The organism is Curtobacterium sp. S6 (assembly GCF_000710345.2).
In the GTDB taxonomy this organism is placed as follows: Bacteria; Actinomycetota; Actinomycetes; order Actinomycetales; family Micrococcaceae; genus Rothia.
In genome coordinates this window covers 192,210-216,447 of sequence record NZ_JHEL01000010.1, presented here as the reverse complement: position 1 = coordinate 216,447, position 24,238 = coordinate 192,210, and the positions used below count along the sequence as shown (strand labels likewise).

Genomic DNA, 24,238 nt, shown 5'->3' with positions numbered 1-24,238 from the left:
GGCTTTCTGATTCGAGGTGGGATGGGTCGTGGAACGGGTGGCGGCTCAGTCCGCGGACTCGGACCAGAAGGTCGTGAGCCCGCGCTGGATGGTTTCGACGTCGTGCTGATTGCCCAGGAGCTCAAAGCGATATAGCTCCGGGACGCCGCATTTGCGGGCGATCACGGGTCCGGCGATGCAGTAGTGCTCACCGAAATTCGTGTTTCCGGCCGTGATGACGCCGCGGATGAAGCTCCGGTTTTGGGGGTCGTTGAGGAAAGAGATGACCTGCCGGGGCACGGCCTTGGCGGGGTCTCCTCCGCCGTAGCTCGGGACGACCAGCACGTAGGGGCGGCTCACGCGGATCATCCCGTCGCGTTTGGGCCTGAGGGGGATGCGAACGGATCGAACACCGAGGCGCTCGACGAGGCGACGGGTGTTCTCCGAGGCGCTGGAGAAGTACACGAGTCGGGGAGATTTCTCCGGAGGGAGGTCCGTAAACGTGAGGGGAGGCTTGGAGAGCGCGGCGTGAGTGGACACTGTCTTCCTTTCGCGACGGCCGGTCGGGGCACTAGATGTGGGGGTCTTGGGGTATCCGCTGGCCCATATATAGAAATATCACGAGTGCGAACTTAAAACTACGGCATGGCGAAGTGGTTGACGTGACTCACAAATGGAGGAAAACTCCACACTGTGTGTAGCGATAAGAAGGAAAACTTCACAGAGGGGGATATCCTCTCGACCCTGCGCGTCCTGGCGCCGACGCTGAACCGTGGCCCCGCCGCGGTGGCGGACTTCCTGCTCGCCGACCCGGGGCGTGCCATGCCCATGACGCTCGCCGAGGTCGCGCGGCAGAGCGGCACGAGCGACGCTTCCGTGATCCGCCTGGCGCGGGCCGCGGGATGCCGCGGATACCGCGAATTGCGCACGCGCTTGGCGACGTCGCTCGGGCGGGCCGAGGGCGCCTCCGAGGAAGGCTCCTATCCGGCCGGAGTGGCCGCGGGGGATTCCCCCGAAGCGGTGATCGCCAAGCTCGCGGCGACGGAGCGGGAGACCATCGCCCAGACGCAGAGAACGCTGGACGCCGCCGTCGTCCGGGACGTCGCGGAGTCCTTGGCCTCGGCGCGCAGGATTCTGGTGGTCGGCATCGGGGCCTCTGGCTTGGTCGCCCGGGATCTGGCCGCCAAGCTCAGCCGCATCGGACTCGTTGCCCACGCGGCGGCGGAGGCCCACGACGCGCTGACCTTCGCGGTTCTGCTCGGTCCCGAGGACGTTTTCGTGGGCATTTCGGTCTCGGGCCGCACCCGCGACGTCGTGGACGCGATGGACCTGGCCGCGAACTCGGGAGCCGCGACGGTCGGCCTGACGGCCCAGCCCCGCAGCGCCATCGGGGGAGCGGGACGGGCGCTGATCAGCGTCGCCCCTCGGGAAGCCGGTTTGAGGATCGGCGCCACCACGTCTCGTTCGGGTCAGCTTTTTGTGGTCGATGCATTGTTCACCATGGTTTACCAGCTTCGCGAGGAGGAATCCGCCCGCGCGCTGGCCCTCTCGCGGGACGCCCTCGCTTTCAAGCGAACACCACGATCGCGGCGGAACGCTCCGCCGGAGGAGACCTCGGCATGAGCCAAAACCCGAACATTCCCACCACCGAATCCGTCAACACGACGTTTTCCGCCATCGACAGGATGCCCACCGACGAACTCGCCCGGCTGATGAACCAGCAGGACTCGACGGTTCCGCTCGCCGTGGGGCAACACACCGAGGAGATCGCGGCCCTGATCGACGCCGCCCTGCCCGGTCTGCGGGTCGGGGGCCGGCTGATCTACGCCGGCGCCGGAACCGCGGGCCGGCTCGGGGTCTTGGACGCCTCCGAGTGCCCGCCGACCTTCAACACCCGGCCGGGCCAGGTCGTCGGCCTGATCGCCGGTGGCCCGGACGCGTTGGTGTCTGCGATCGAGGGGGCCGAGGACGACGACGCCGCCGGCGCCCGAGCCGTCGCGGGCCTGGACGTCGGCCCTCAGGACACGGTCGTGGGGGTTTCCGCCTCCGGGAGGACCCCGTACGCGATCGGGGCCGTGCGGGAAGCCGCCCAGCGCGGCGCGACCACCGGGTCCATCGCGTGCAACGACGGGTCCGCGCTCGCGGCCGCCGCCCGGCACCCGATCGACGTGGTCGTCGGCCCCGAGCTGGTCGCGGGTTCGACACGTCTCAAGTCTGGCACCGCCCAGAAGCTCGTGCTCAACATGATCTCGACCATCGCGATGGTCCGGCTCGGGAAGACCTACGGAAACCTCATGGTCGACGTGCAGTCGACCAACATCAAACTTCGGGAGCGGGTGCGACGCATCGTCGCCGAAGTCACCGGGGCCGAAGCCGAGACCGTCGAGCGCGCGGTGGATGCCGCCGGCGGCAGCGCGAAGGTCGCGATCCTGTCGATCCTCGGCAATCTCTCGGCGGAACGGGCCGAAACCGAGCTGGCACGAGACGCGGGCGTGCTACGAACCGCCCTCGATCGCACCGCCCACCAGGGCTGAAGAAACACCACGGCACACGGACAAAGGAGTCGTCATGGCCGACGAGAAGCACATTTCCCAGCAGGTGATCGCCGGCCTCGGCGGCGCCGCAAACATTGGCGGTGTGGAGAACTGCATCACCCGGTTGCGCATTCCGGTCGCGGATGAGTCCCGGGTCGACGTCGAGGCCCTGCGCGGCATCGACGAGGTCCTCGGGGTGGTGCCCGGACCCACGATGCAGGTCGTGCTGGGACCGGGCATCGTCGACACGGTCGCCCGAGACATCGAGACGACGCTCGCCGGGGCTCCGGAGGCGGAAGGCAGCACCGAGGCCACGGCGGCAACCGGGGCGAGCGAGCCCGAGGCCGCCACGGGAGGGGCTGCCTCCCCGGACGACCTTCAGGCCCTGGGCGCCCGCATGAAGAGCTCCCAGAAGGCCAAACGCTCCTCCCCGGTGCGAGCTTTCCTGGGCCGCATCGCCAACATCTTCCTGCCGCTGATTCCGGCGCTGATCGCGTGCGGCATCGTCGCGGGCATCAGCGGTGTGTTGCAGAACTTCGCGGCCAACGGGGCGTGGCCGTGGGCGACCGGCGTGGTTCCCGTGCTCACGGCGATCTCCAGCGGATTCATGACCCTGATCGCCGTCTTCGTGGGCATGAACGCCGCCAAGGAATTCGGCGGTACGCCGGTGCTGGGCGGGGCGGTCGCCGCGATCATCCCCTTCGCGGGCGTGGCCAAGGTGTCCATCCTGGGCACCGAGCTGGTTCCGGGGCAGGGCGGCGTGATCGGCGCGCTGTTCGCCGCGATCCTGGCGGCCTACATCGAACGATGGTGCCGCAAGTGGGCGCCGGAATCCCTGGCCATGCTGATCGTGCCGACCGTGACCGTGCTCGTCGCCGGCGCGTTGACGCTCTTCCCACTCATGACGGTCGCCGGGTGGATCTCCACGGGAATCGGCGCGGCGGCCACCTGGTTGCTCGGCGCGGGCGGCGGCTTCGCCGGATTCGTCCTGGCCGGGCTGTTCCTGCCCCTCGTGATGCTCGGTCTGCACCAGGCCCTCATTCCCATTCACACCACGCTCATCGCGCAGGCGGGGTACACGGTGTTGTTGCCCATCCTCGCGATGGCCGGCGGAGGGCAGGTCGGGGCCACCGCGGCCGTGTATCTGCGCATCCACAACCACGCCCTGCGCAACACCATCAAGTCGGCCCTTCCGGCGGGCATCCTGGGCGTCGGAGAGCCCCTGATCTACGGCGTGACCCTGCCGATGGGACGCCCGTTCATCACCGCGTGCATTGGCGGCGCCTTCGGCGGCGGATTCATCGGCCTGTTTAACCAATTGGGGTTCGCGACGGGATCCACGGCGATCGGGCCGAGCGGCTGGGCGCTCTTCCCGCTGGCGGCGGGCAATCACGGCATCGGCTCGGCGATCGCTATCTACGGCGTCGGACTCGTGATCTCCTACATCGCGGGATTCCTGCTGACGTACTTCTTCGGCGTGCCGAAGGATCTGGTCGAGCGGATGTCCGATGACGCCTCGACTGTGGAGTCGGAAGCCGCATGAGGTAGAAAAGGGGGATCATGATCTCTTATCTCCTGCGCCACGTCCGCGACGCCGCCACCGGGGCCATCGTGGACGCGCGCCTCGCCGACGGCCGCGTGGACCTCGGCCCGAGCATCGAGCCCCGCCCCTCGGACGAGGTCGTCGACGCCGACGGGCGATGGCTGATCCCCGGCCTGTGGGACGCCCACGTGCACTTCGACCAGTGGGCGGTTTCCCGGTCACGCCTGGACCTGCGCGGGACGGCCACGGCCGACGCGGTGACCCGCATCGTCGGGGAGGCTGTGCTGGAGAATCCCGAGGACGAGGCGGTGATCTTCGGCTTCGGATACCGCGCGTCGGTGTGGCCCAGGCAGCCGACCGTCGCGGAACTGGACGCGGTGACAGGCGCCCGGCCCGCGATTCTGATCAGCGGGGATATGCACAATGGCTGGCTGAATTCGGCGGCCCTGGCCCTGGTGGGCGTGAGTGGAATCGACGGTCTCATCGACGAAGACCGTTGGTTCCCGCTGTTCGCGAAGATCGAGCCGCACGTGCCGGATACCGCCTCGGCGGTCCGCGACGCGATGCAGGCGGCCTCGGCCCGGGGCGTGGTGGGGATCGTCGACCTGGAATTTGCCGCGAATCACGATGTGTGGCCCGAGCGGCTCGCGGGGGAGCCCGCCCCGTTTCGGGTCCGCACCGGCGTGTACCCCGACCGGATGGATGAGGTCCTGGCCCGCGGCCTGACCAGCGGGGACGCCCTGGACGAGCACGGTCTGGTGCGCATGGGACCCCTCAAGATCATCTCCGACGGCTCGCTCGGGACCCGGACCGCACACTGTTGCGACCCGTACCTGGACGCCGCAGACCTCACGAATGCGCGCGGCGTGCAGACGGTGCCCGCACCGGAGCTGCGCAGGCTCTTGGGCCTGGCGAGGGGCTCGGGGCTGGATGTGGCCCTGCACGCCCTCGGCGATGCCGCCGTCGGGGAGGCCCTCGACGCCTTCGAGCAGACGGGCGCGCGCGGCTCGATCGAGCACGCCCAGGTGATCCGCTGGGAGGATATCGATCGTCTGGCCCGAGCCGGCCTGACCGCAAGCGTGCAACCGGCGCAGTTGCTCGACGACCGCGACGTCATGGACCGGTTATGGGCCGATCGCGCCGAGCGATGCTTCGCCTTGCGCACCATGCGCGACCGCGGGGTGACCCTCGCGATGGGCTCGGACGCCCCGGTGGCCCCGCTCGACCCGTGGCTCGCGATGGCGGCGGCCGTTCATCGCTCGGCGGATGGCCGCGAGGCGTGGCATCCCGAGCAGTCCCTGACGGCGCGGGAGGCGCTCGCCGCGTCGACGGACGGAATCAACCGGATCCGCACGGGCGACGCCGCCGACGTCGTGCTCGTGGACCGCGACCCGTTCGCGGGGGCGACGCCGGAGGAATCCGCGCGGAACCTGGCGGACATGCCGGTGGCCGCGACGTTCGTCGGTGGTCGGGCGACGCACTGGGGGATGCAATAAGTGGCTCAAGAGGCGGACGGCGGTATGCACTTGTGATATTATCGCCTCAACCGTTCAGCCTGCCCCGACTACGGTTGGGAGTGGGCTGGATCTCTTTCTAGGCACTGAGGACCACGAATTGGCTAGGTCGCTTAAACCGTCCTTGACGGTCGAGCAACACGTCGAATTGCTCAGGCGTCGTGGTATGTCTGTTGATGAGGGCCTTGCTCTCCAGTGGCTCTCCAACGTGAGTTACTATCGGCTTTCCGCATATTGGTATCCGGCGAGATCGATGGATCCCCGGAACATCCGAACGGACAATTTCGTTCAGGGAGCAAGGTTTCGTGACGTTGTTGATCTTTACGAGTCGGATAGAAAATTGCGCACCTTGGTTCATGATGGCATGGAGCGGATCGAGGTTACTATGCGTACTCGTATGGGTGAATTACTGTGTGTTAATGGACCTCTCGCTTACTTGGAGCACGATAGGTTTCGGCCAAAATTCTGTCATTCGGATTGGATGAAAGTTGCCAGAAAGCGTATTGATCTTGCTGCTCGAACTAACGAGTCTGTAAAGCATTACAAATATGAATACGCGGACAAATATCCTTTTTGGGTCTTAGCTGAAGTTCTAGACTTTGCAGATGTTTCCCGGCTCTTTGAAGGCCTCCCGGCGCGTGATCAACGATGTATTAGCGAGGGGCTCGAGATAGTCCCGGATCTTGGTCAACTATCGCTCAATCAACAGCGCAAGGTAAAAGCACTTCCTCCGTTGGTTCGATGGATGGAACAACTTACGGTCGTGCGAAATGTTTGTGCCCACCATGGTCGGTTATGGAACAAGAAGTTCACGCCGGCTCCGACAGTGGCCTTGCGGACTCAGCGCGAGTTTAACGGCCTCCCTGAGGGGCAAAGCGAAAGAATCTTTGGCGCTCTTACCGTTATGGCTCACCTCTTGCGGATGGCCTCCCCGGGGACGAGCTGGCCCGATAAAATTTCTCAAGTTATCAACTCGGATTTCTTGCGAAATCCACTTGTAGATCCAGCGGCCATGGGATTGCCAAACAATTGGAGTGGCAATTTTTAGGTCGATGAGGTCGTGCTTTAGGTGACCAGGATCGCGAATCTCAGGCCCGCTTCGGGGTAAGACATTCCATGCAAAATAGGTTCGGAATCAGTGCGATGGTTACCAAATTAATTCTTTATTTCCATGGATTGACGCGCGTCCGCGCCTTTTCCGGGCCTGAGCCCCTCATCCCTTCGATGCCGTAGCGACGAATCCGACGCCGCACAGGTGCTCGCCGTATTTCCGGAAGACCGCCCGCATCGTCAGCATCCTGTGCCGGCCGGCGGGATTGACGATCATGTTCTTCGCGATGCGCGCTGTGCCCAGGAGGCCCTCGTCCGCGAGTACGCGCCGGGGCTCCAGCAGATTCATCGGATTCTGATGGGCGAACCGTATGCTGAACCCAGCTTCCGTGAGGAGGGCTCGCCACTGGTCCATCGTCGACGGCCTGGCGCCGACCTTGACCGTCCGGGAAATCTCCTTCTGAAGCTCGGCGGCCGTGTCCGGGTCGATGTCTTCGGGCGCGAGCCCCATCTCGTGGACCACGTAGCGGCCGCCCGGCTTAAGGATCCGGGCCGCTTCGGCAATGATCGCGACCTTGTCCCGCGGGTTCATCATGGTCAGCATGGCCTCGCCGATCACGACGTCCGCGCTTTCATCCGGGAGGCCGGTGGACTTGGCGTCCGCGGTCACCACACGGGTGCTGACATGCGGAAAGTCCGCCAACACCTTCCGGAGCGCGGGCGCCCCTTCCGGGTTGGGGTCGACGCCGATGTACCGCGCGGGGGACGTTCCGAGCAATAACCTCGCGGTCCTGCCCACGCCGGGACCAAACTCGACCACCGTTTCGCCGGGTAGCGGACGCGCGTGCTCCAGCAGGGCCTCGGTCATCTCGAGGCCTCCGGGACGCAGGACGGTCTTGCCCATCGTGGCGAGCAGCCAATGCCCCTGGAGACGTTTCTCTTCCGGACCGCTGCGCGATCCTTTCCGGTCCCGGCTCACCGTTCCTCCCCGCCGTCCGCGCGGACCAAAGTCAGCGACATGCGGGACGGCTCGAGGGCTTCCACGGCGTGCCGTTCATTCGGTGCCAGGAAGATCGAGTCACCCGCCGTCACCGTGTGAGCCGTGCCGGAGACCGTGAAGACCATGCGACCGCCGAGAATCGTGACGACGACGGCCCGGCTGGAGGCGTGCTCCGTGAGAATCTGGCCGGCGTCCATCGAAAATGTCACCTGGCGCAGAAGCGCGTTATTGACCAGAACCCTCGAGGTGGTGGATTCCTGGACGATCGGTAGCTTGTCGAACACCTCCGTGGTCACCACGGACTCGGATAAACGGGTTGTATGCGGCATGAGACGGCACCTCATAGGACGAATCATTGATGTAGCCCGAGATGTTACTCCAACCTCTCCGAGTTGTCCGAGCGTCCCGACGCCGAACCCCGCGACCTGCGTTACCGCGGTTGCCCGCCCAACCCGGCCTGCGCGTCGGCGTCGGCCCCCGGGACTCGCATCTCGAAGGTGTCCGTGACCACCGTGTAGTCGAAGTACCCCATGCGGGCGATCGGCTTCACGGCCTCGATGTCCACGCGCCCGGTGTCGGTCAGGAACCGCTCATCCAGGTGGATGCGCTCGACGGTCGCGTAGACCACGTCGATCGTCCCGACGTTGGACTTCCCCGGAAGGCGGTGCGTGGTCAGGTACTTGCACTCGTAGTGGAACGGGCTCTCGGAGACCATCGGGGTGTTGGAGAGGTCCGCGTAGCTGCGCGTGACGTCGAGGCGGTCGAATTCGCTCTCCTCGGAGGGCAACACCATCGCGCTGGTGTTCACGGCCTCGCGGAGGTCCCACGTGGCCATGTTCCACACGAACCAGCCGGTCTTCTCCGCGTTGACCACGGTGTCCTTGCGGCGCCCGTCCGGGTACTGGTTCGCGGCGAACATGACCATCGGCGGATCGAAGGTCAGGTTCTGCCACTGGCTGTACGGCGCAATATTCTCGACGCCGTCCTCGCTGACGCTGGAGAGCCACCCGATCGGGCGCGGAACCGTGAGCGCCTTGAACGGCGAATGGTCCAGGGGCTTGGTGGCTGCGTTCGGATCGTATTTCACGAGGAGACCCTTTCGGTGGTGGGTTCGGTGCGGGTGAGGGGCTTGCCGGCGGGGTTGAGCCCACGGGCTTGGTTGCGTTTGGCGATGTAGAGGTACAGCGCACCGGAGACCGCCAGGCCGATGATCCAGGCAACCTCCGCGCCTCCGAAGAGGTTGGCGATGGGTCCCACGTACAGCTCGGAATTCATGAACGGAATCTGGATCAGCACGCCCAGCCCGTAAGCGAGGAACGCTCCTTTGTTGATGGTTCCGTAGGGGCCGTTGCGCTGGAACAGGGCGTCGACGTCGTACTTCTTGTGGCGCACGAGGTAATAGTCCACCAGGTTGATCGAGGACCACGGCGTCATGAAGTAGAGCAAAAACAGCAGGAAGTCGGTGAAGACCGCGACGAAGTTGTCCGATGCCAACAACGCGATGATCACGGCCAGCAGCGAGATGATCAACACGTAGATCGAGCGGGCCTTGGGCTTGATGACCTCGTGGCGGGCAATCGCGGTGACGATCGTCGCCAGGGACATGAAGCCGCCGTAGGAGCTCAGCGTATTGCCGGTCAGCTTCCCGACGACGACCGCCAGCAGCACCAGCCAGAAGAACGATCCCGCCAGCCCGGACAGGTACCCGACCTGGTGGGCGCCGAAGGCTTCACCGCCGAGGTGCGCCGCGAAGGCCCCGACCGTCATGGCCAGGGAAGCCCCGAAGAAACTGCCGCCGAAGGTCCAGCCGATCGTCGAGCGCTGCGAGGTGGATTCGGGGAGGTACCGGCTGTAGTCGGCGATGTACGGGCCGAAGGTCAGCTGCCAGGATGCCGAAAGGGACACGCCCAGGATGAACGGCGCGAGGGCGAAACCATTGCTCGAGGCGATCTCGTGGCGCATGGGACCGCCCAGAATGATGACCAGCAGGACGATGAAGACCAGGCCGCTCAGCACGGACGCGACGTGGGAGAACTTGTGAATCCACTTGTAACCGGCGATCGCGAGCACCGTGGAGAAGACCGCGAAGATCACCGCGCCCCACCGCACGCTCACGTGCAGGAGGGTCGCCAGGGCCTGCCCGCCGAGCACCAGGCCGGTCGCGTAGAAGCCGATGTAGATGATCAGTGCCAAGATCAGCGGCAGGATCGCCCCGTAATAGCCGAATTGCGCGCGGGACTGGATCATCTGCGGCACACCGAGCTGCGGGCCCTGGGCGGAGTGGAGCGCGGTGATGAAGCCGCCGATCAGGTTGCCGATGATGATCGCGGGAATGGACCATAGGGCGGAATTGCCGAGGATCACGAAGAGCCCGCCCGTCACGAGCGCGGTGATCGAGCTGTTGGCCGCGAACCACAGGAAGAACAGCGACAGCGGGGAACCGTGCCGTTCCTTGGGAGGAATCCAGTCGATGGACCGCATCTCCATGGTCTTGGGGCCGATGTCGGGCGTGGTGGTCATGTGTCATCTCCTCGTCATATCGCCGATCGAGTGATCTGCGACACTTATGTTGTGGGACACTCTACCGATATATCGGTTGTATATATAACCTCCACGCCAAAATTTTTTTCTGACCACCGATTCCCCGCCCGGAAGGACGCCGCATGACTCACGCCGAGCGCACCGCCGCCCCACGATCCCTGACCGATCGAGCCTACGAACGCATCGAAAACATGATCATCCACGGTGAGATCGAACCGCTGACTTTTGTCTCCGAGGCGGACTTTATGGAGCACACCGGCCTCGGCCGGACCCCGGTGCGGGAAGCGGTGCACCGGCTCGCCAGGGAGCGCATGGTCGAGATCCACCCGAATCGCGGCATCCTCATCACGGACGTCGGCGCCGAAACCGAGATGCGGATCTTGGAGCTGCGTCGCGAGCTCGACGGCCTCGCCGTGAGGCTCGCCTGCGATCGCGCGACCCTCGCCGAACGCGAGGCCATCCAGACCATGGCCCGACGGCTGGCGACCGAGGAGTTCACGCTGGCCGGCTACTCCGAGACCGTCCGCGAGACCCACCGTCTCGTGCACGGGGCGGCGCACAACGACTTCCTGGTCGACTCGATGATTCCCCTGCAGAATCTCTCGCGCCGGTTCTGGACCTCGCACGTGAGAGACCCCGAGGACCTCGTGACCGGGGCGGGCCTGCACCGCCGGATGCTGGAGGCGATCCTGGCGCGGGACCCGGAGGCGGGGGATCGCGCGGCCCGGGAACTCAACGACTATCTCCGCGGCTTTGCCCAACGGGTGCTGAGCGCCTGACCGTTCCGGTATCCGCGCCGGGCTCCTAGGCTGGAGGCATGCAGATCGACATCCATCCCGGAGACATCACCCGATTCAGCGCCGACGCCATCGTCAACGCCGCGAATTCCTCGCTTCTGGGAGGCGGGGGCGTGGACGGCGCGATACACCGTGCCGGCGGGCCGACGATCCTCGAGGAATGCCGCCGGCTTCGGCAGACACGATTCCCCGACGGTTTGGAGGCCGGCCAGGCCGCCGCGACGACCGCCGGGAACCTGCCGGCCCGCTGGGTCATCCACACCGTCGGTCCGACCTACGCGTCCTCCCCGGAGAAATACGCGCAAAAGGCCCCGATTCTGGCCTCCTGCTACCGCACGTGCCTGCTGACGGCGGCCGAGCTCGGCGCGAAGAGCATCGCTTTCCCCGCGATCTCGGCGGGGGTCTACGGGTGGCCGATGAGTGATGCGACCCGGATCGCCGTGGAGACCGTGCGGGACATGGACGGACAGGTGGGGCGGGCCATCGAGACCGTGACCTTTGTGCCGTTCGGCCGAGAGGCGGAAGATGGGTACCGAGCGGCCCTGACCGGTTAGGCCCGCGGTGCTCCGATCCGGCCCTTTGCCCCGGATCGCTCGATGATCAATGGGAGGAACACATGGGAGATCAGCCCGAGAACGTCCTGGCGCAACTCGCGGACCAGATCGATTGGCAAGAGGAACTCTACAAAGACCTCCACCGCCACCCCGAGCTCGGAATGCAGGAGGAGCGCACCAGCAAGGTCATCCAACGCGAACTCACCGACCTTGGCCTTACGCCGCGGGTCATCGGGAAGACCGGCGTCGTGGCCGTCGTCGAGAACGGTGACGGACCGACCATCATGTCCCGCGCGGACTTCGATGCCCTGCCCGTGGCCGAGCGAACGGGCCTCGAATACGCTTCCGAGAACGACGGCGTGATGCACGCGTGCGGCCACGACATGCACGTCGCGTGCCTGCTCGGGGCCGTGCGGTTGATGTCCCAGAACCGGGATGCTTGGGCGGGGACCTACATCGCGCTGTTCCAACCGTCGGAGGAGAATTCCCGGGGCGCCCGCGCCATGATCGACGACGGCCTGGTCGAAAAGGTGCCGCGCCCGGAGGTCGTGCTCGGCCAGCACGTGATGCCGAAGCCCTCGGGTCAGGTTTTCCTCGGCTCGGGGCCCATGCTCTCGATGGCCGATTCCCTCAAGATCACCGTGCACGGTCGCGGCTCGCACGGGTCGATGCCGCACCTGTCCGTGGACCCGGTCGTGCTCGCCGCGTCGATCGTGCTGCGGCTTCAGACCGTGGTCTCCCGCGAGGTCGAGCCCGGGGCCTTCGCGGTACTGACGGTGGGATCGCTCTCGGCTGGGCAGCAGGCTAACGTCATTCCCGATCGGGCGGAGCTCCGGCTGAACCTGCGGACCTACGACGAGCAGGTGTGCGATCGCGTGATCGCCTCGATCGAGCGGATCGTGCGCGGAGAGTGCGAGGCCGCCGGCTCTCCCGAGGAGCCCGATTTCGAGTACTACGACCAGTTCCCGCTGACCGACAACGACCGCTCCGTGACCGAGCACGTGAGCAAGGCCTTGATCGGTGGTTTCGCGAAGGGAACGGTTCAGGAGGGCTCCCCGGCGACGGCCTCGGAAGACTTCAGCGAGATCCCAGACGCATTCGGGGTCCCGTACTGTTACTGGTTCTTCGGCGGGGCCGACGCCGAGGAGTACCAACGGTCCGCGCAGAACGGCAGCATCCAGGAGGATATCCCCGCCAATCACTCGCCGTACTTCTACCCGGTGATCCATCCGACCCTTGAGACCGGCACCCAGGCGCAGACGATCGCCGCCCTGGGATACCTGGGGAAGTAGCCCCGAACGCGAACGGGCCCGCCGCGCGGCGTCTTGCCGCGGGGCGGGCCCGTGAGGAGCCGGCGAACTACTTGTTCAGGCGCTCCTGAGCCTCGGTGACCAGGCGCTCGGCCTCTTCCTTGGAGTCCCAGCCTTCGCCCTTGACCCACTTGCCGGGCTCGAGATCCTTGTAGCGCTCGAAGAAGTGCTTGATCTCGCCCTTCTTGAAGTCATCGACGTCGTCGAGGCTCTGGATCGAGTCGTAGCGCTTGTCGGTCGGCACGCACAGGACCTTGGCGTCGCCACCGGCCTCGTCGGTCATGTTGAAGACGCCGATCGGGCGGGCCTCGACGATGACACCGGGAATGATGTCGACGTCCATGAGAACCATGGCGTCCAGCGGATCGCCGTCTTCGCCCAGGGTGTTCTCGAAGTATCCGTAGTGGGTCGGGTACTGCATCGAGGTGAACAGGACGCGGTCCAAGTGCAGGCGCCCGGTCTCGTGGTCGATTTCGTACTTAACGCGGGATCCCTGCGGGATCTCGATCATGACATCAAGTTCCATGAATGGTGCTCCTTGAACGTGGGTTCCGCGGGGGACCCGCGGCGGATTCGGCCGGCGATGCGGCCCTTCGTCTTCACAATCTATCCTCCGGCACATACTTTGGGAAAAACCCCGGTCCCGCGTTGGGCCTAAACTCGTGGAAGATCATTGTCACTGCCCAGGCCGAACAGCGGCGGGGGAGAACCGCCCGTCCTGACGAAGGAGATCGATGAGCACGCGCCGCCCGAACCGCCCGAACCGGAAATCCGCGCGGGGATGGTGGGTCGGCTCCGCGATTCTCGCCGCCGGATGCATCGGCATCGGGGCGTGGCTCGTGCCCACCGCGACCGGCCGCTGGGATCAGCTCTCGGGCACCGACCAGCCGAAGCCGATGTCCTCGATCTCCACGGTGGCTTCCTCCCTTAAGGACCTGCCGGAGGACGCGCCCCAGCCGACCGCGGATCAGCTGCAGGCCCCCCTGGCCGCGACCGCGCAGAAGCTCGGCGACGGGGGAACCATGGTCTCGCAGGTGGTGGACGTCAAGAGCGGTGAGGTCCTGTACGGGCAGGACGCCGAGCACCCCGTGACCCCCGCCTCGAACATGAAGCTCCTGACCGAATTCGCGTTGCTGAGCCACTCGGATCCCAACGCGAGGTACTCGACGGACGCGTACCTGTCCAAGGACTCCTCGTCTCTGAACCTCGTGGCCGGCGGCGACACGATGCTCGCGGACGGCGCCTCGGAGGACGGCTCGGTGCTCGGCCACGCCGGTCTGGGAACGTTGGCCGATCAGACCGTCTCGAAGCTCGCGGCCGACGGCGTCACGGGCACGCTACCGGTCAATCTCGATGCCTCGATGTACACGGGCCCCGCGGTGAACCCCGCCTGGGCACCCGAGGACGTGAAGAGCGGATACGCCACGGGGATTTCGCCCATCGCCCTGTGGGACCACCACACCCAGCGCCCGTCGGATGGGGAAGACGTCTCGCACCGCCCCCGGGACGCCGGGGCCGAAGCCCTGAGCTCGTACGTGGACGCCCTCAACAAGGCCGGGGCCGAGCACGGGCTGGCCTTCAGCGCCGGCTCGACCACGCCCGCGGCGACCGATCAGGACTCGGCCCGGCGGGTCGCCTCCGTCGAGTCGGCCACCGTGCTCGAACAGGCCCGATACATGATGGAGAACTCCGATAATGTCCTCGCCGAGGTGCTGGGGCGTAACGCGGCGATCTCCGCGGGGAACGAGGGCTCCATCGACGGCGCCGTCGCGACTGTCAAGAGTTCGCTGACCGACGCCGGGATCTCGACACAGGGCCTCACTCAGAAAGATTCCAGCGGCCTCTCCGCGGACGACCGCGTCACCCCGGTCACGCTGTCCCAGCTGATCGCCAAGGCCACGCAGTCCCGCACGGCGACCTCCAACCTGGCCGAAACCCTCCCGGTCGGCGGCGGGACCGGGACGCTGGCCGCGCGCTTCGAGGAAGACGGAACCACTGCGGCGCAGGGAAACGCCAGGGCCAAGACGGGTACCCTGCTGACCGTGAACTCGTTGACCGGGTACACCACGACCAGCAAGGGACGTTTGCTCGCCTATTCCTTCGTGGTCAACGACGTCAAGGATTCCAAGGCGGCCGTGACGGCGCTCGATAGCTCCGTCGCGACCCTGACCCAGCTGTGAGTCCGGGGCCGCGCGTTCGGAGGAGGCCCCGGACAGCGGCCGTCGCGAGGAGCGCCGCCCCCGGGACCGCGGATCGCGGCGGCCGTCGGTCAGTCGATCGCACCCTGGGCGCGGGCGTCCTCGGCCGTCAGTTCGTTCTCCTCGACGGTCGGGGCGTTACCGTCCGGGCCCACCCCGCGGCGGCCGGTGCCGGCAGGGAAGAATAACGACTGCGCGTCGCTGATCGCGGTCAACGTCGAGAGGCTTCCGTCCCCGTTGAGATCCGCCGAAACCGGGGTCGTGGCGATCTTTCCGTCGTGGTTCAGGTCCAGCGGGCCGTTGGCCGGAATCAGCCGCGACCGGTCCCGCGGGTCCTCGACGGCATAACCGGCGGCGCCGGCGCCGAAACCCCGGGTCTCGTCCAAGGCGTTTTCGTCCAGGGCCGGCAGGGTGCGGGTGGAATATCCGAAATAATTGCTGTTATGCAGTCGGGGGACCCCGGTCACCTGATATCGATAATTCATCACGCTGAAATAATTTGGCTTATCATTAACGCCATCTCTGCCCCCGTGACCCAATCCCAAGTTATGTCCGAGTTCGTGAATGAATGAGCCGACTCGGGCCCCCGGGCTAGCCTTACCCCAGAATCGCGGACCCACGGTCACCATGAATTCCATTCCCCTCGACCAGGCGAGTCCCGAGGACGAGGAATTCTGATAGGAATCTCCCCACACCATGTAGTGGAAAATGCCGCGTCGGGCCGGATCGGAATCCGTCCGCCGCAATTGCATCACGCTGTTAATGCCTCCGAGAAGATCGCTGTGAGGGATCTCGTTGCCACCCCCGAGGTCGTAGGCCTGCCCCCGTGCGGGCCCGGCGTCGAGATGGAGGTTGATCCCGCGATTCCCGTCGGGATTGACGATCGGCAGTTGGGCGAAGGAGTCCACGATGACCCCGAGCTCATAGGCCGACGGCAGGAGGCCCGGCATATAGTCCATCTCCACGAAGAGATCTTTGTGGTAGGGGGAGGCTCCCATGGCCGGCAGGTCCACGTCGACGATGCCGTCCCCGTCGGCGTCGTAGCCGTTGATCTCCCACGCATCGGGAATGCCGTCTCCATCGCTATCCCCAGGGCCCGCTGCGGTCGCCGGGGATAGTCCGGCGCAGACAATGACGAGGGAGAATCCCCAGGTCAGAATGTGTTTCATGATGTTTCTCGAAGGCATCATGCGGCAATTCCTTTTCTTATTAGTTAGTGAAACAAACCGATATCGACCGCGTTGGGCGATGGATATTAGAATAGAACACTCGGGCCATTGGGGGATGTGGTCAAGAATGGGTGGAAATTCCCCGAATCCCAGGGGTCAATGACAGGGGGTAAATACTATGAAATGTGGTTCTGACCAGCGTTTTCTTCCGTCGCGGAGGGGAATTATCACGACGGCCGCGTGGTCGGTGCCGCTGATTGCGGCGAGCACCACGGTCCCCGCGATGGCGGCGTCGACCCGGGAGGGCATTTCCGCGGACGTCGGGCTGTTCGTGCAGGTCGCCGACGCGCAGTGGGACGACCCCTACGACACGATTTTCGGGGTCACCTCCTTCGCGGGCCGGGCGGCGGACCCCTCGGGGACCGCTCCCTACGCCGAGCGGGACCACGCGACGCCGCGAGGCTTCGTTGCGCGGGGCGCGGGAACCTTCACGCCGGGCGGCACGGTGACATTCGGGGGCTTGGACGGCTACGGCGGGGCCGGGCTCTTCGTGTCGATGCCGAAGGCCTCCGACGGTTCGTGGCTTCCCGGACGGACCTATCTCGCCCAGGGCGCCGCCGTCGAGGTGGAGTACCTCGTGACCTTCACGAACGATCCGCCCTACGAGCCGATCACCTGGGTCGGCGGCCGGTCCGATGCCTTCCCCGCCATGCCGGCCGGCGGCAACGCTCACCGGGCCGGGCTTCAGGGTGCCGACGTCACGGGGACCTTCGGCCCCGGGACGATCACCGGCCGGCAGTGGCGCGGAACCCAGACCTTCAGGTTCACCTCGGACCTGCTGGTCAAGGACGTCAACCGGCCCTATGCCCAAATTCTCACGAGCCATCAGCCCGTCTATTACACGGAACACGGGCCGGATTCCATGCAGGTCACGATGAAGATCACGCACGGCATCGTCATCGTCGAGCCGGATGGTCTGCCCCGACAAGTGCTCCGGCCGGCCGGAACCACGGTGACCGCGACGTTGTCGCGCAACGATCCTCCGGGAAAACCCGCCGGCCCCTGACGCGGCGGTATTTCGCCCATCGAGGAGCCTCGCGGTCACGCCGAATCGGCCGGGGCGAATGTGGCAAGGTGGGGGTCATGAGCGACAACATCATCAGGTGGGAGGCCGCCGCCGCCACGGCCGCGCGGCTCACGCCGGCCGGGCCCAAGATGTCCGCCGCGGAAGTCCGCGGCGCCGTCGAATCCATCCGCTACCACGCGACCGCTTCGGTGGACCACGTTCACCGGATCACCGGGCTCGATGCCGCCGAGAACCTTCACGACTCCCAGGTCCTGGTGGTGGATCGGGCGGGGTGGTCCCGGGCGAATTCCCAGACCTTCTCGCACATCCTCAATCGCCTGATCCGCTCCGGAATGAAAAGCCGATTCGAGCAGATGGGCGAGCTGGACCGGAAAGTCGCGGAGGTCGGCACGGCCGTCGAGCTGGGCGGCGTGCTGGGCTTCATGTCGAGCAAGGTCCTGGGACAGTACGACCCCTTCGCGGCGCTGGGCGGTTTCGGGGCGCCGGGCGGTCGGCTGCTCCTCGTCGCCCCGAACATGATCATGATCGAGAAAGAGCTCAACCTCGATCCCGAGGACTTCCGTCTGTGGGTGTGCCTCCACGAACAGACGCACCGGGTGCAATTCGCGGCGGCCCCCTGGTTGCGCGAGCACATGCTCGATCTCATGACCCGCCTGCCGGAATCGGTCTCCGGCGGTGGGCAGGAACTCGTCAATCGCCTTCTCGAGGCCGCGAGTGAGGTCGCCAAAAACGCCGTGGGTCGGGGGAGCTCGGCGCCGTCGCCGGATGCGGAGGAAGAGCCGTCGGCCGGGGATGGCGTTCCGGCGCTGCGGCCCGTGCCCAAGAACCGCATGACGGCGATCCTTGACGAGGAATCCGCGGCCGTCTTCTCCCGGCTGACGGGCATCATGAGCCTCATGGAAGGCCACGCCAACGTGGTCATGGACGCCGTGGACGCGAGCGTCGTCCCCTCGATCAAGACCATTCGCCGGCGCTTCGACGGCCGGGCCAAGAACCGCGGCGCGATGGACACGATGATCCGCAAGGCGATGGGCCTCGACGTCAAGATGCGCCAGTACCGGGACGGGCAACGCTTCGTGCAGGCCGTCGTGGACGCCCACGGAATGGAAAAGTTCAACCGCATCTGGGAGGGGCCCGAGAACCTCCCGACCGAACTGGAGATCCACAACCCCGGCCTCTGGATCGACCGGGTCCTGCACGGCGAGGCGGGGGCCTCCGCCTCGCATTCCGCCGACCATCCGGGAGACCGCCCGGAATCGCGTCCGGGGGACCGGCGCTAATGGCGCAGTCGGGACGGACGGGCCGGCTTCATCCCGCGGTCGGTTCCGCGCGCCGCCACGTCGTCGAGTGCCTCTCATCCCACCTGCCCGGATTCTCAGCGGCGCCCACGGGAAAGGCCTCGAGGCGCACGCGTTCGGAGGCCCCCGGCCCCGAGGACCGGCCGCTCGTGCTCGTCGCGTGCAGCGGCGGACCAGATTCGCTGGCCTTGGCCGCGATCGCCGCGCACTTCGGCCGCCGCGGAGATCTGCGGGCTGGGGCGGTCGTCGTCGATCACCAGATGCAAGAAGGCAGCGCCGAGCAGGCCGAACGGGCCGCCGAGCAATGCCGAGGCCTGGGGCTGGAACCCGTCCGGGTCGTGACCGCCGAGGTCCGCCGCGGGGGATTAGGCCCGGAGATGGCGGCCCGGCTCGCGCGGTACGACGCCTTGGAGCGGGAAGCCCACCGCGCCGGGGCCGCCGCGATTCTGCTCGGACATACCCTGAACGACCAGGCCGAAACGGTTCTGCTGGGGCTTAGCAGGGGCTCGGGCACCCGGTCCCTGGCGGGAATGCCGGCCGCCCGCCCCGTGCGAGAAGGCTCCGACGGGCCCTTGTTGCTCCGGCCCTTCCTGGGGTTGCGCCGCGAAGAGATTCACGAGGTCTGCGCGGCCGAAGGGCTCACCGCTTGGGCCGACCCCACCAACGACGACCGGGCCTACCGCCGCAATCAGGTCAGGCACGAGATCCTTCCGTACCTGGAAGAACACCTGGGCCCGGGGATCGCCGAGGCCCTCGCCCGAACCGCGGCCGTCCTGGGGCCCGACGCCGAACTCTTGGAAGAGCTGGCGGAAGACACCGCCGCGGCGGCGCAGGTGAGCCCGGGTGCCTATCAGCCCGTCCCGGAAGATCACGGCCGCGCCGTCTCGGGGTTGTCGATGCCCGCTCTCCGGCGGATGCATCGGGCGCTCCGCCGACGCGTCATCGCCCGGGCCGTGGTCGCCGCGGGTGGTGAGTCTCCGAGCTTCGAGAGGCTCGGGGCCGTCGACGAGTTGCTCGGGGCCTCCGGCAAGGCCGGTCCGGTTCAGCTCGCGGGCCACGTGGCCGTGTGGCGACGTCGTCCGCTTCCGTCCGGCCCCGGCCGCGGCGGCAATGCCCGCGACGGGGCCCTCGTTCTCGCCGTGACCTCAGGGCCGGGCGACGAGACGTGACGCCGATAAGGTGCACGGGACACGGACAGGTAGAGTGACCATGTGCCGCCGCGGTCCGGGCGGACCCCTCCGCTCGGCGCACGACCACAGACTTCAACACTCACGCAGGAGACAGCAGTGGATTCACAGGACGTCAAGGACGATCTGAAGCACGTTCTTTTCACCAAGGACGAGATTCAGGAAAAGATTTCCGAGCTCGCGGCTCAGATCGACAAGGACTACGAGGACAAGGACGTCCTCCTGGTGGGCGTGCTCAAGGGCGCGATCATGGTCATGGCCGACCTGTCGCGGGCCCTGCACGCGCACTACACGATGGACTGGATGGCGGTGTCCTCCTACGGCTCCGGAACCAAGTCCTCCGGCGTCGTCCGGATCCTCAAGGACCTCGATACCGATCTGCACGGTCGTGACGTGCTGATCGTCGAGGACATCATCGATTCGGGCCTCACCCTGTCGTGGCTCAAGGCCAACCTGGAATCGCGCGGCGCCAACACGGTGGAAATCTGCGCGCTCCTGCGGAAGCCGACGTCGGTCAAGACCGATATCCCCGTCCGTTACATCGGATGGGATATCGACCCCGAATTCGTGGTCGGTTACGGCCTCGACTTTGCCGAGCAGTACCGCAACCTGGATTGCATCGGTACGCTCGCACCCCACGTCTACTCCTAGACCGACGGCGACCACCGACGCCGTCGGTGCAGTGTCCGCTGTGAGGTGAAGGGCCAACGCTCTTCAGCTTGCGGCGGTACCCTGTTCCGAGTATCAAATCGCGACCGTGAACGCCTCACGCGGAGGAACAAAGCTTGGCTCAGCAGAATACGAATCGGAAGAAGACCCTGCGGGAACGCATCCTCAAGGGACCTTATTTCTGGATTTTCTTGGCGCTCTTGGTCTTATTGCCCATGATCTTCGTCTCGACCTCCTCCAGCAGCAACCGCGTGGACACCAACGTCGGCATGGAGCTGCTCAAGGACGACAAGGTCGACGAGGCCAAGATCTACGACGGCGACCAAAAGGTTGAGCTTTCCCTCAAGGATTCCTACCACGAGGGCGATCGCGATCTCGGCAAGAAGGTCGAGTTCTACTACGTCCAGCCGCGTGCGGGCGACGTCGTCAAGGCCATGGACGATGCCGGGCTGAAGGGCTACACGGACCAGCCCGTCCAGAACAACTGGTTCACCTCGATGCTGGGCTTCATCGTTCCGTTCCTCATCGTGATGCTGCTCTTCTGGTTCCTGCTCTCCCGCATGGGCGGTGGCGGCGGCCAGATCATGAGCTTCGGCAAATCGAAGGCCAAGAAGTTCAACAAGGAAAACTCGACCGTCAAGTTCCACGACGTCGCGGGCGCGGACGAGGCCGTCGAGGAGCTTCAGGAAGTCAAGGAATTCCTGACGGACCCCGCCCGATTCACCTCGGTGGGCGCCAAGATCCCCAAGGGCGTGCTGCTCTACGGTCCTCCCGGCACGGGTAAGACCCTGCTGGCCAAGGCCGTCGCGGGCGAGGCCGGGGTGCCGTTCTACTCGATCTCCGGGTCGGATTTCGTGGAGATGTTCGTCGGCGTGGGCGCCTCCCGCGTGCGCGACCTCTTCGAACAGGCCAAACAGAACGAGGCCGCGATCATCTTCGTCGACGAGATCGACGCCGTCGGCCGCCAGCGCGGCGCCGGCATGGGCGGCGGCAACGACGAGCGCGAGCAGACGCTCAACCAGCTGCTCGTCGAGATGGACGGCTTCGACGAGAACACCAATATCATCCTGATCGCCGCGACCAACCGCCCCGACGTGCTCGACCCGGCGCTGCTGCGCCCCGGACGTTTCGACCGTCAGATCGGCGTGGACGCCCCCGACCTCAAGGGCCGCCTGCGCATCCTCACGGTGCACTCCCAGGGCAAACGCCTGGCGGACAACGTCGATCTGGCAACCGTCGCGAAGCGCACCCCGGGCTTCACCGGTGCCGACCTGGCCAACGTCATGAACGAGGCGGCCTTGCTGACCGCGCGCTCCAACGCGCAGATCATCGACGACCGCGCCCTTGACGAGGCGATCGACCGCGTCATCGCGGGTCCCCAGCGCCGCTCGCGCCTCATGAAGGAACTCGAGCGCAAGATCACCGCTTACCACGAGGGTGGGCACGCCCTGGTCGCCGCGGCCCTGCGCAATACCGACCCGGTCACCAAGATCACGATCCTGCCGCGCGGCCGGGCCCTGGGATACACCATGGTCATGCCGGTGGACGACAAATACTCCACGACGCGCAACGAACTGCTCGATCAGCTGGCCTACGCGCTGGGCGGGCGCGCCGCGGAGGAGATCGTGTTCCACGATCCCTCGACCGGCGCGGCCAACGACATCGAGAAGGCCACCGGGACCGCCCGGAAGATGGTCACCGAGTACGGCATGAGTGCCCTGGTCGGCTCCGTGAAACTGGGCTCGGGGAGCTCGGAACCGTTCATGGGTCGCGACGGCGGCTCCGGCGGCCCGGAGTACTCGGACGAGCTCGCGGCCACGATCGATTCCGAGGTTCGCGCCCTGATCGATCGCGCCCACGACGAGGCCTACGAGATCCTGACCGAGAACCGCGACGTCCTCGACCGTCTCGCCTTCGAGCTGCTCGACAAAGAGACGCTCAACGAGCGTGAGATCGCCGAGATCTTCCACGACGTGCGCAAGCGTCCGCTGCGCGATGTCTGGCTGTCGAAGTCCTCGCGGCCGGTCTCCGAGATCCCCCCGATCACGACCCCCGCCGAGAAGCAGGAGGCCGCCGAGGCCGGTGCGGCCGACCCCGAGACCATGGCACCCCAGGACCAGGCCGTCGCGGCGAAGCCCGAGCATCCGCTCGAGGTTCCGGAGAATTCCACCGGGGCGACCCCGCCGGAAAACGGCCCGCAACCGGGACCGGGCGAGCCCGGATCCGATGAGCCGGGCAACGGCCCGTCGGGAGTCCAGGGCGCCGGCGACGGCACCGACGGTCGGGGGTAAAAGTGGACCTGCCCCGCATTGAGGCCGCCGTCCGGGAGATCCTCTCCGCCATCGGAGAGGATCCGGATCGTGAAGGACTGAAGCAGACGCCCGCGCGCGTCGCCCGCTCCTACGCCGAGGTCTTCTCCGGGATGTCCGCCGGGCCGGCGGAGCTACTCGAGACGACCTTCGACATCGGTCACTCGGAGATGGTCCTGGTCAAGGACATCGACTTCTTCTCGATGTGCGAGCACCACCTGGTGCCCTTTTTCGGGCGGGCCCACGTCGCCTATATCCCCGGCGAGGACGGCCGAGTCACCGGCCTGTCCAAACTGGCCCGGCTCGTGGACCTCTACGCCAAGCGGCCGCAGGTGCAGGAACGACTCACGACGCAGGTGGTCGAGGCCCTCGAGGAGTATCTCAAGCCGGCCGGCGCCATCGTGGTGCTCGAAGGCGAGCACATGTGCATGGCCATGCGCGGCGTCCAGAAGCCGGGAACGCAGACCGTGACCTCCGCGGTGCGCGGGCAGCTGCGCGACCCCGCGACCCGTGCGGAGGCCATGGGCCTCATCCTGGGAGGCGCGCGCCGGTGACACGCGCCGCGGCCCCCGACGTCCTGAGCCTCCGCGGCTGGGGATCTTACGAGGCCCTTCCCCGAGACCGGACCCTGATCATGGGGATTCTCAACGTCACCCCCGACTCCTTTTCGGATGGCGGCCTGCACGACGAGCCGTCCTCGGCGGTGCGGCACGCGATGCGGCTCGTCTCCGAGGGGGCCGACATCATCGACGTCGGTGGGGAATCGACCCGCCCCGGGGCCGAGCCGGTCGCCCCGGAGATCGAGCGGAAAAGAATCCTTCCCGTGATTCGGCAGCTGGCCGCGCGCGGGGTCGTGATGTCGGTGGACACGATGCACGCCGAGACCGCGCGTGCCGCCGTCGCGGCCGGGGCCCACATCATCAACGACGTTTCGGGGCAGCGCCTGGACGACGCCATGATCGACGTCGTCCGCGAGACCGGGGTGCCCTACGTCCTCATGCACGCGCGCGGAGACTCGCGCACGATGGATCAGCTCGCCCACTACGAGGACACCGTCGAGGAGGTCCGGGCCGAACTCGTGCAGTGGCGCCAGCGGCTCGTGGACGCGGGCGTCGACCCGGCCAAGATCATCCTGGACCCCGGTCTCGGCTTCGCGAAGGGCGGCGTCCAGGATTGGGAGCTGCTCGCCGGAATGCACCGCATCGTCGAGCTCGGTCACCCGGTGCTGATCGCCGCCTCCCGGAAGCGCTTCCTGGGGACCCTGTTGGGGGAGGCCCGGTCGAGCATCGCGGGGCGTGGCGCGGGCGACGCGGGGGAGGTTCCCCGGCCCGCGGAGCGCGACGCGGCAACCGCGGCCATCTCGGCTTTGTCCGCCGAACACGGGGCGTGGGCGGTCCGGGTCCACGACGCCGCGGCCTCCCGCGATGCGGTGGAAGTCACCCGCAAGCTACTCGCGGCCAGGGTGGATCGTCCAGCATCCTGATACAAAGGATTTTTCG

The 24,238-nt window shown here is 66.5% G+C and carries 23 protein-coding genes; 16 read left to right on the top strand and 7 right to left on the bottom strand.

Translation table 11 applies throughout. From position 1 onward, the window contains the following. Positions 1-45 precede the first annotated feature (45 nt). On the bottom strand, positions 46-444 hold the full coding sequence (gene nrdI, locus CURSPS6_RS02050; protein ID WP_235503658.1) for a class Ib ribonucleoside-diphosphate reductase assembly flavoprotein NrdI: 399 nt from the start codon (positions 442-444) through the stop codon (positions 46-48). A 228-nt stretch (positions 445-672) separates the two neighbouring features. On the opposite strand from nrdI, the gene CURSPS6_RS02045 reads away from it, so the two are divergent. The 5 genes from CURSPS6_RS02045 (at position 673) to CURSPS6_RS12260 (ending at position 6,618) form a co-directional block, all read left to right on the top strand. Further along, positions 673-1,602: a MurR/RpiR family transcriptional regulator gene (locus tag CURSPS6_RS02045; protein WP_030013752.1), complete on the top strand. Its 930-nt coding sequence runs from the start codon at positions 673-675 to the stop codon at positions 1,600-1,602. Beyond that, positions 1,599-2,513: an N-acetylmuramic acid 6-phosphate etherase gene (gene murQ, locus CURSPS6_RS02040; protein ID WP_035810014.1), complete on the top strand. Its 915-nt coding sequence runs from the start codon at positions 1,599-1,601 to the stop codon at positions 2,511-2,513. Before CURSPS6_RS02045 ends, murQ begins: the two co-directional genes overlap by 4 nt. Positions 2,514-2,547: 34 nt before the next feature. After that, positions 2,548-4,056, top strand: a complete 1,509-nt coding sequence (locus CURSPS6_RS02035) for a PTS transporter subunit EIIC (protein WP_051687524.1) — start codon at positions 2,548-2,550, stop codon at positions 4,054-4,056. A 17-nt stretch (positions 4,057-4,073) separates the two neighbouring features. Then, positions 4,074-5,552 (top strand): amidohydrolase, encoded by a 1,479-nt coding sequence (locus CURSPS6_RS02030; RefSeq protein WP_030013747.1) that lies wholly within the window; start codon positions 4,074-4,076, stop codon positions 5,550-5,552. A 184-nt stretch (positions 5,553-5,736) separates the two neighbouring features. Next, positions 5,737-6,618 (top strand): Abi family protein, encoded by an 882-nt coding sequence (locus CURSPS6_RS12260; protein WP_082469963.1) that lies wholly within the window; start codon positions 5,737-5,739, stop codon positions 6,616-6,618. A gap of 165 nt (positions 6,619-6,783) precedes the next feature. On the opposite strand, the gene CURSPS6_RS02025 is transcribed toward CURSPS6_RS12260, so the two are convergent. The 4 genes from CURSPS6_RS02025 to CURSPS6_RS02010 form a co-directional block, all read right to left on the bottom strand. Beyond that, positions 6,784-7,599, bottom strand: coding sequence for a class I SAM-dependent methyltransferase (locus tag CURSPS6_RS02025; protein ID WP_030013746.1), 816 nt, complete (start codon positions 7,597-7,599; stop codon positions 6,784-6,786). Continuing rightward, on the bottom strand, positions 7,596-7,949 hold the full coding sequence (locus CURSPS6_RS02020) for a cupin domain-containing protein (RefSeq protein ID WP_030013745.1): 354 nt from the start codon (positions 7,947-7,949) through the stop codon (positions 7,596-7,598). The genes CURSPS6_RS02025 and CURSPS6_RS02020 overlap by 4 nt, the downstream gene beginning before the upstream one ends. A 101-nt stretch (positions 7,950-8,050) precedes the next feature. Then, a complete protein-coding gene (locus CURSPS6_RS02015) occupies positions 8,051-8,707 on the bottom strand; it encodes a flavin reductase family protein (protein WP_030013744.1) in 657 nt (218 codons plus the stop codon). Then, positions 8,704-10,140, bottom strand: coding sequence for a purine-cytosine permease family protein (locus CURSPS6_RS02010; RefSeq protein ID WP_082469938.1), 1,437 nt, complete (start codon positions 10,138-10,140; stop codon positions 8,704-8,706). The genes CURSPS6_RS02015 and CURSPS6_RS02010 overlap by 4 nt, the downstream gene beginning before the upstream one ends. A 143-nt stretch (positions 10,141-10,283) precedes the next feature. On the opposite strand from CURSPS6_RS02010, the gene CURSPS6_RS02005 reads away from it, so the two are divergent. The 3 genes from CURSPS6_RS02005 (at position 10,284) to CURSPS6_RS01995 (ending at position 12,804) form a co-directional block, all read left to right on the top strand. Then, positions 10,284-10,940, top strand: a complete 657-nt coding sequence (locus CURSPS6_RS02005; protein ID WP_035810011.1) for a GntR family transcriptional regulator — start codon at positions 10,284-10,286, stop codon at positions 10,938-10,940. Positions 10,941-10,978: 38 nt separating this feature from the next. Further along, on the top strand, positions 10,979-11,512 hold the full coding sequence (locus CURSPS6_RS02000; RefSeq protein WP_030013740.1) for an O-acetyl-ADP-ribose deacetylase: 534 nt from the start codon (positions 10,979-10,981) through the stop codon (positions 11,510-11,512). 62 nt (positions 11,513-11,574) lie between these two features. Continuing rightward, on the top strand, positions 11,575-12,804 hold the full coding sequence (locus CURSPS6_RS01995; RefSeq protein WP_030013737.1) for an amidohydrolase: 1,230 nt from the start codon (positions 11,575-11,577) through the stop codon (positions 12,802-12,804). A gap of 67 nt (positions 12,805-12,871) precedes the next feature. On the opposite strand, the gene ppa is transcribed toward CURSPS6_RS01995, so the two are convergent. Further along, entirely contained in the window at positions 12,872-13,348 is a 477-nt protein-coding gene (ppa, locus tag CURSPS6_RS01990) for an inorganic diphosphatase (protein WP_030013736.1), read from the bottom strand. A gap of 208 nt (positions 13,349-13,556) precedes the next feature. On the opposite strand from ppa, the gene dacB reads away from it, so the two are divergent. Continuing rightward, positions 13,557-15,002, top strand: coding sequence for a D-alanyl-D-alanine carboxypeptidase/D-alanyl-D-alanine-endopeptidase (gene dacB / locus CURSPS6_RS01985; protein ID WP_051687523.1), 1,446 nt, complete (start codon positions 13,557-13,559; stop codon positions 15,000-15,002). Positions 15,003-15,091: 89 nt separating this feature from the next. Here dacB and CURSPS6_RS01980 read toward each other — a convergent pair whose 3' ends face one another. Continuing rightward, positions 15,092-16,189: a hypothetical protein gene (locus CURSPS6_RS01980; protein ID WP_030013733.1), complete on the bottom strand. Its 1,098-nt coding sequence runs from the start codon at positions 16,187-16,189 to the stop codon at positions 15,092-15,094. A gap of 178 nt (positions 16,190-16,367) precedes the next feature. Between CURSPS6_RS01980 and CURSPS6_RS01975 the strand changes: the two genes are divergently transcribed. The 7 genes from CURSPS6_RS01975 (at position 16,368) to folP (ending at position 24,222) form a co-directional block, all read left to right on the top strand. Continuing rightward, positions 16,368-17,255, top strand: coding sequence for a hypothetical protein (locus CURSPS6_RS01975; protein WP_152978028.1), 888 nt, complete (start codon positions 16,368-16,370; stop codon positions 17,253-17,255). 77 nt (positions 17,256-17,332) lie between these two features. Continuing rightward, positions 17,333-18,556 carry a zinc-dependent metalloprotease gene (locus tag CURSPS6_RS01970; RefSeq protein ID WP_082469937.1) on the top strand — a complete coding sequence of 408 codons (1,224 nt, stop codon included), beginning with the start codon at positions 17,333-17,335 and terminating at the stop codon, positions 18,554-18,556. Next, complete coding sequence (tilS, locus tag CURSPS6_RS01965; protein ID WP_030013730.1) at positions 18,556-19,743, top strand: tRNA lysidine(34) synthetase TilS; 1,188 nt, start codon at positions 18,556-18,558, stop codon at positions 19,741-19,743. Before CURSPS6_RS01970 ends, tilS begins: the two co-directional genes overlap by 1 nt. A 117-nt stretch (positions 19,744-19,860) precedes the next feature. Beyond that, the gene (gene hpt / locus CURSPS6_RS01960) at positions 19,861-20,412 is read left to right on the top strand and encodes a hypoxanthine phosphoribosyltransferase (RefSeq protein ID WP_030013729.1); all 552 of its coding nucleotides are present in this window, start codon (positions 19,861-19,863) and stop codon (positions 20,410-20,412) included. A 134-nt stretch (positions 20,413-20,546) separates the two neighbouring features. Further along, entirely contained in the window at positions 20,547-22,721 is a 2,175-nt protein-coding gene (gene ftsH, locus CURSPS6_RS01955) for an ATP-dependent zinc metalloprotease FtsH (protein ID WP_200910814.1), read from the top strand. 2 nt (positions 22,722-22,723) lie between these two features. Then, positions 22,724-23,293, top strand: a complete 570-nt coding sequence (folE, locus tag CURSPS6_RS01950) for a GTP cyclohydrolase I FolE (protein ID WP_030013724.1) — start codon at positions 22,724-22,726, stop codon at positions 23,291-23,293. Next, complete coding sequence (folP, locus tag CURSPS6_RS01945) at positions 23,290-24,222, top strand: dihydropteroate synthase (RefSeq protein WP_235503654.1); 933 nt, start codon at positions 23,290-23,292, stop codon at positions 24,220-24,222. The genes folE and folP overlap by 4 nt, the downstream gene beginning before the upstream one ends. Positions 24,223-24,238 lie beyond the last annotated feature (16 nt).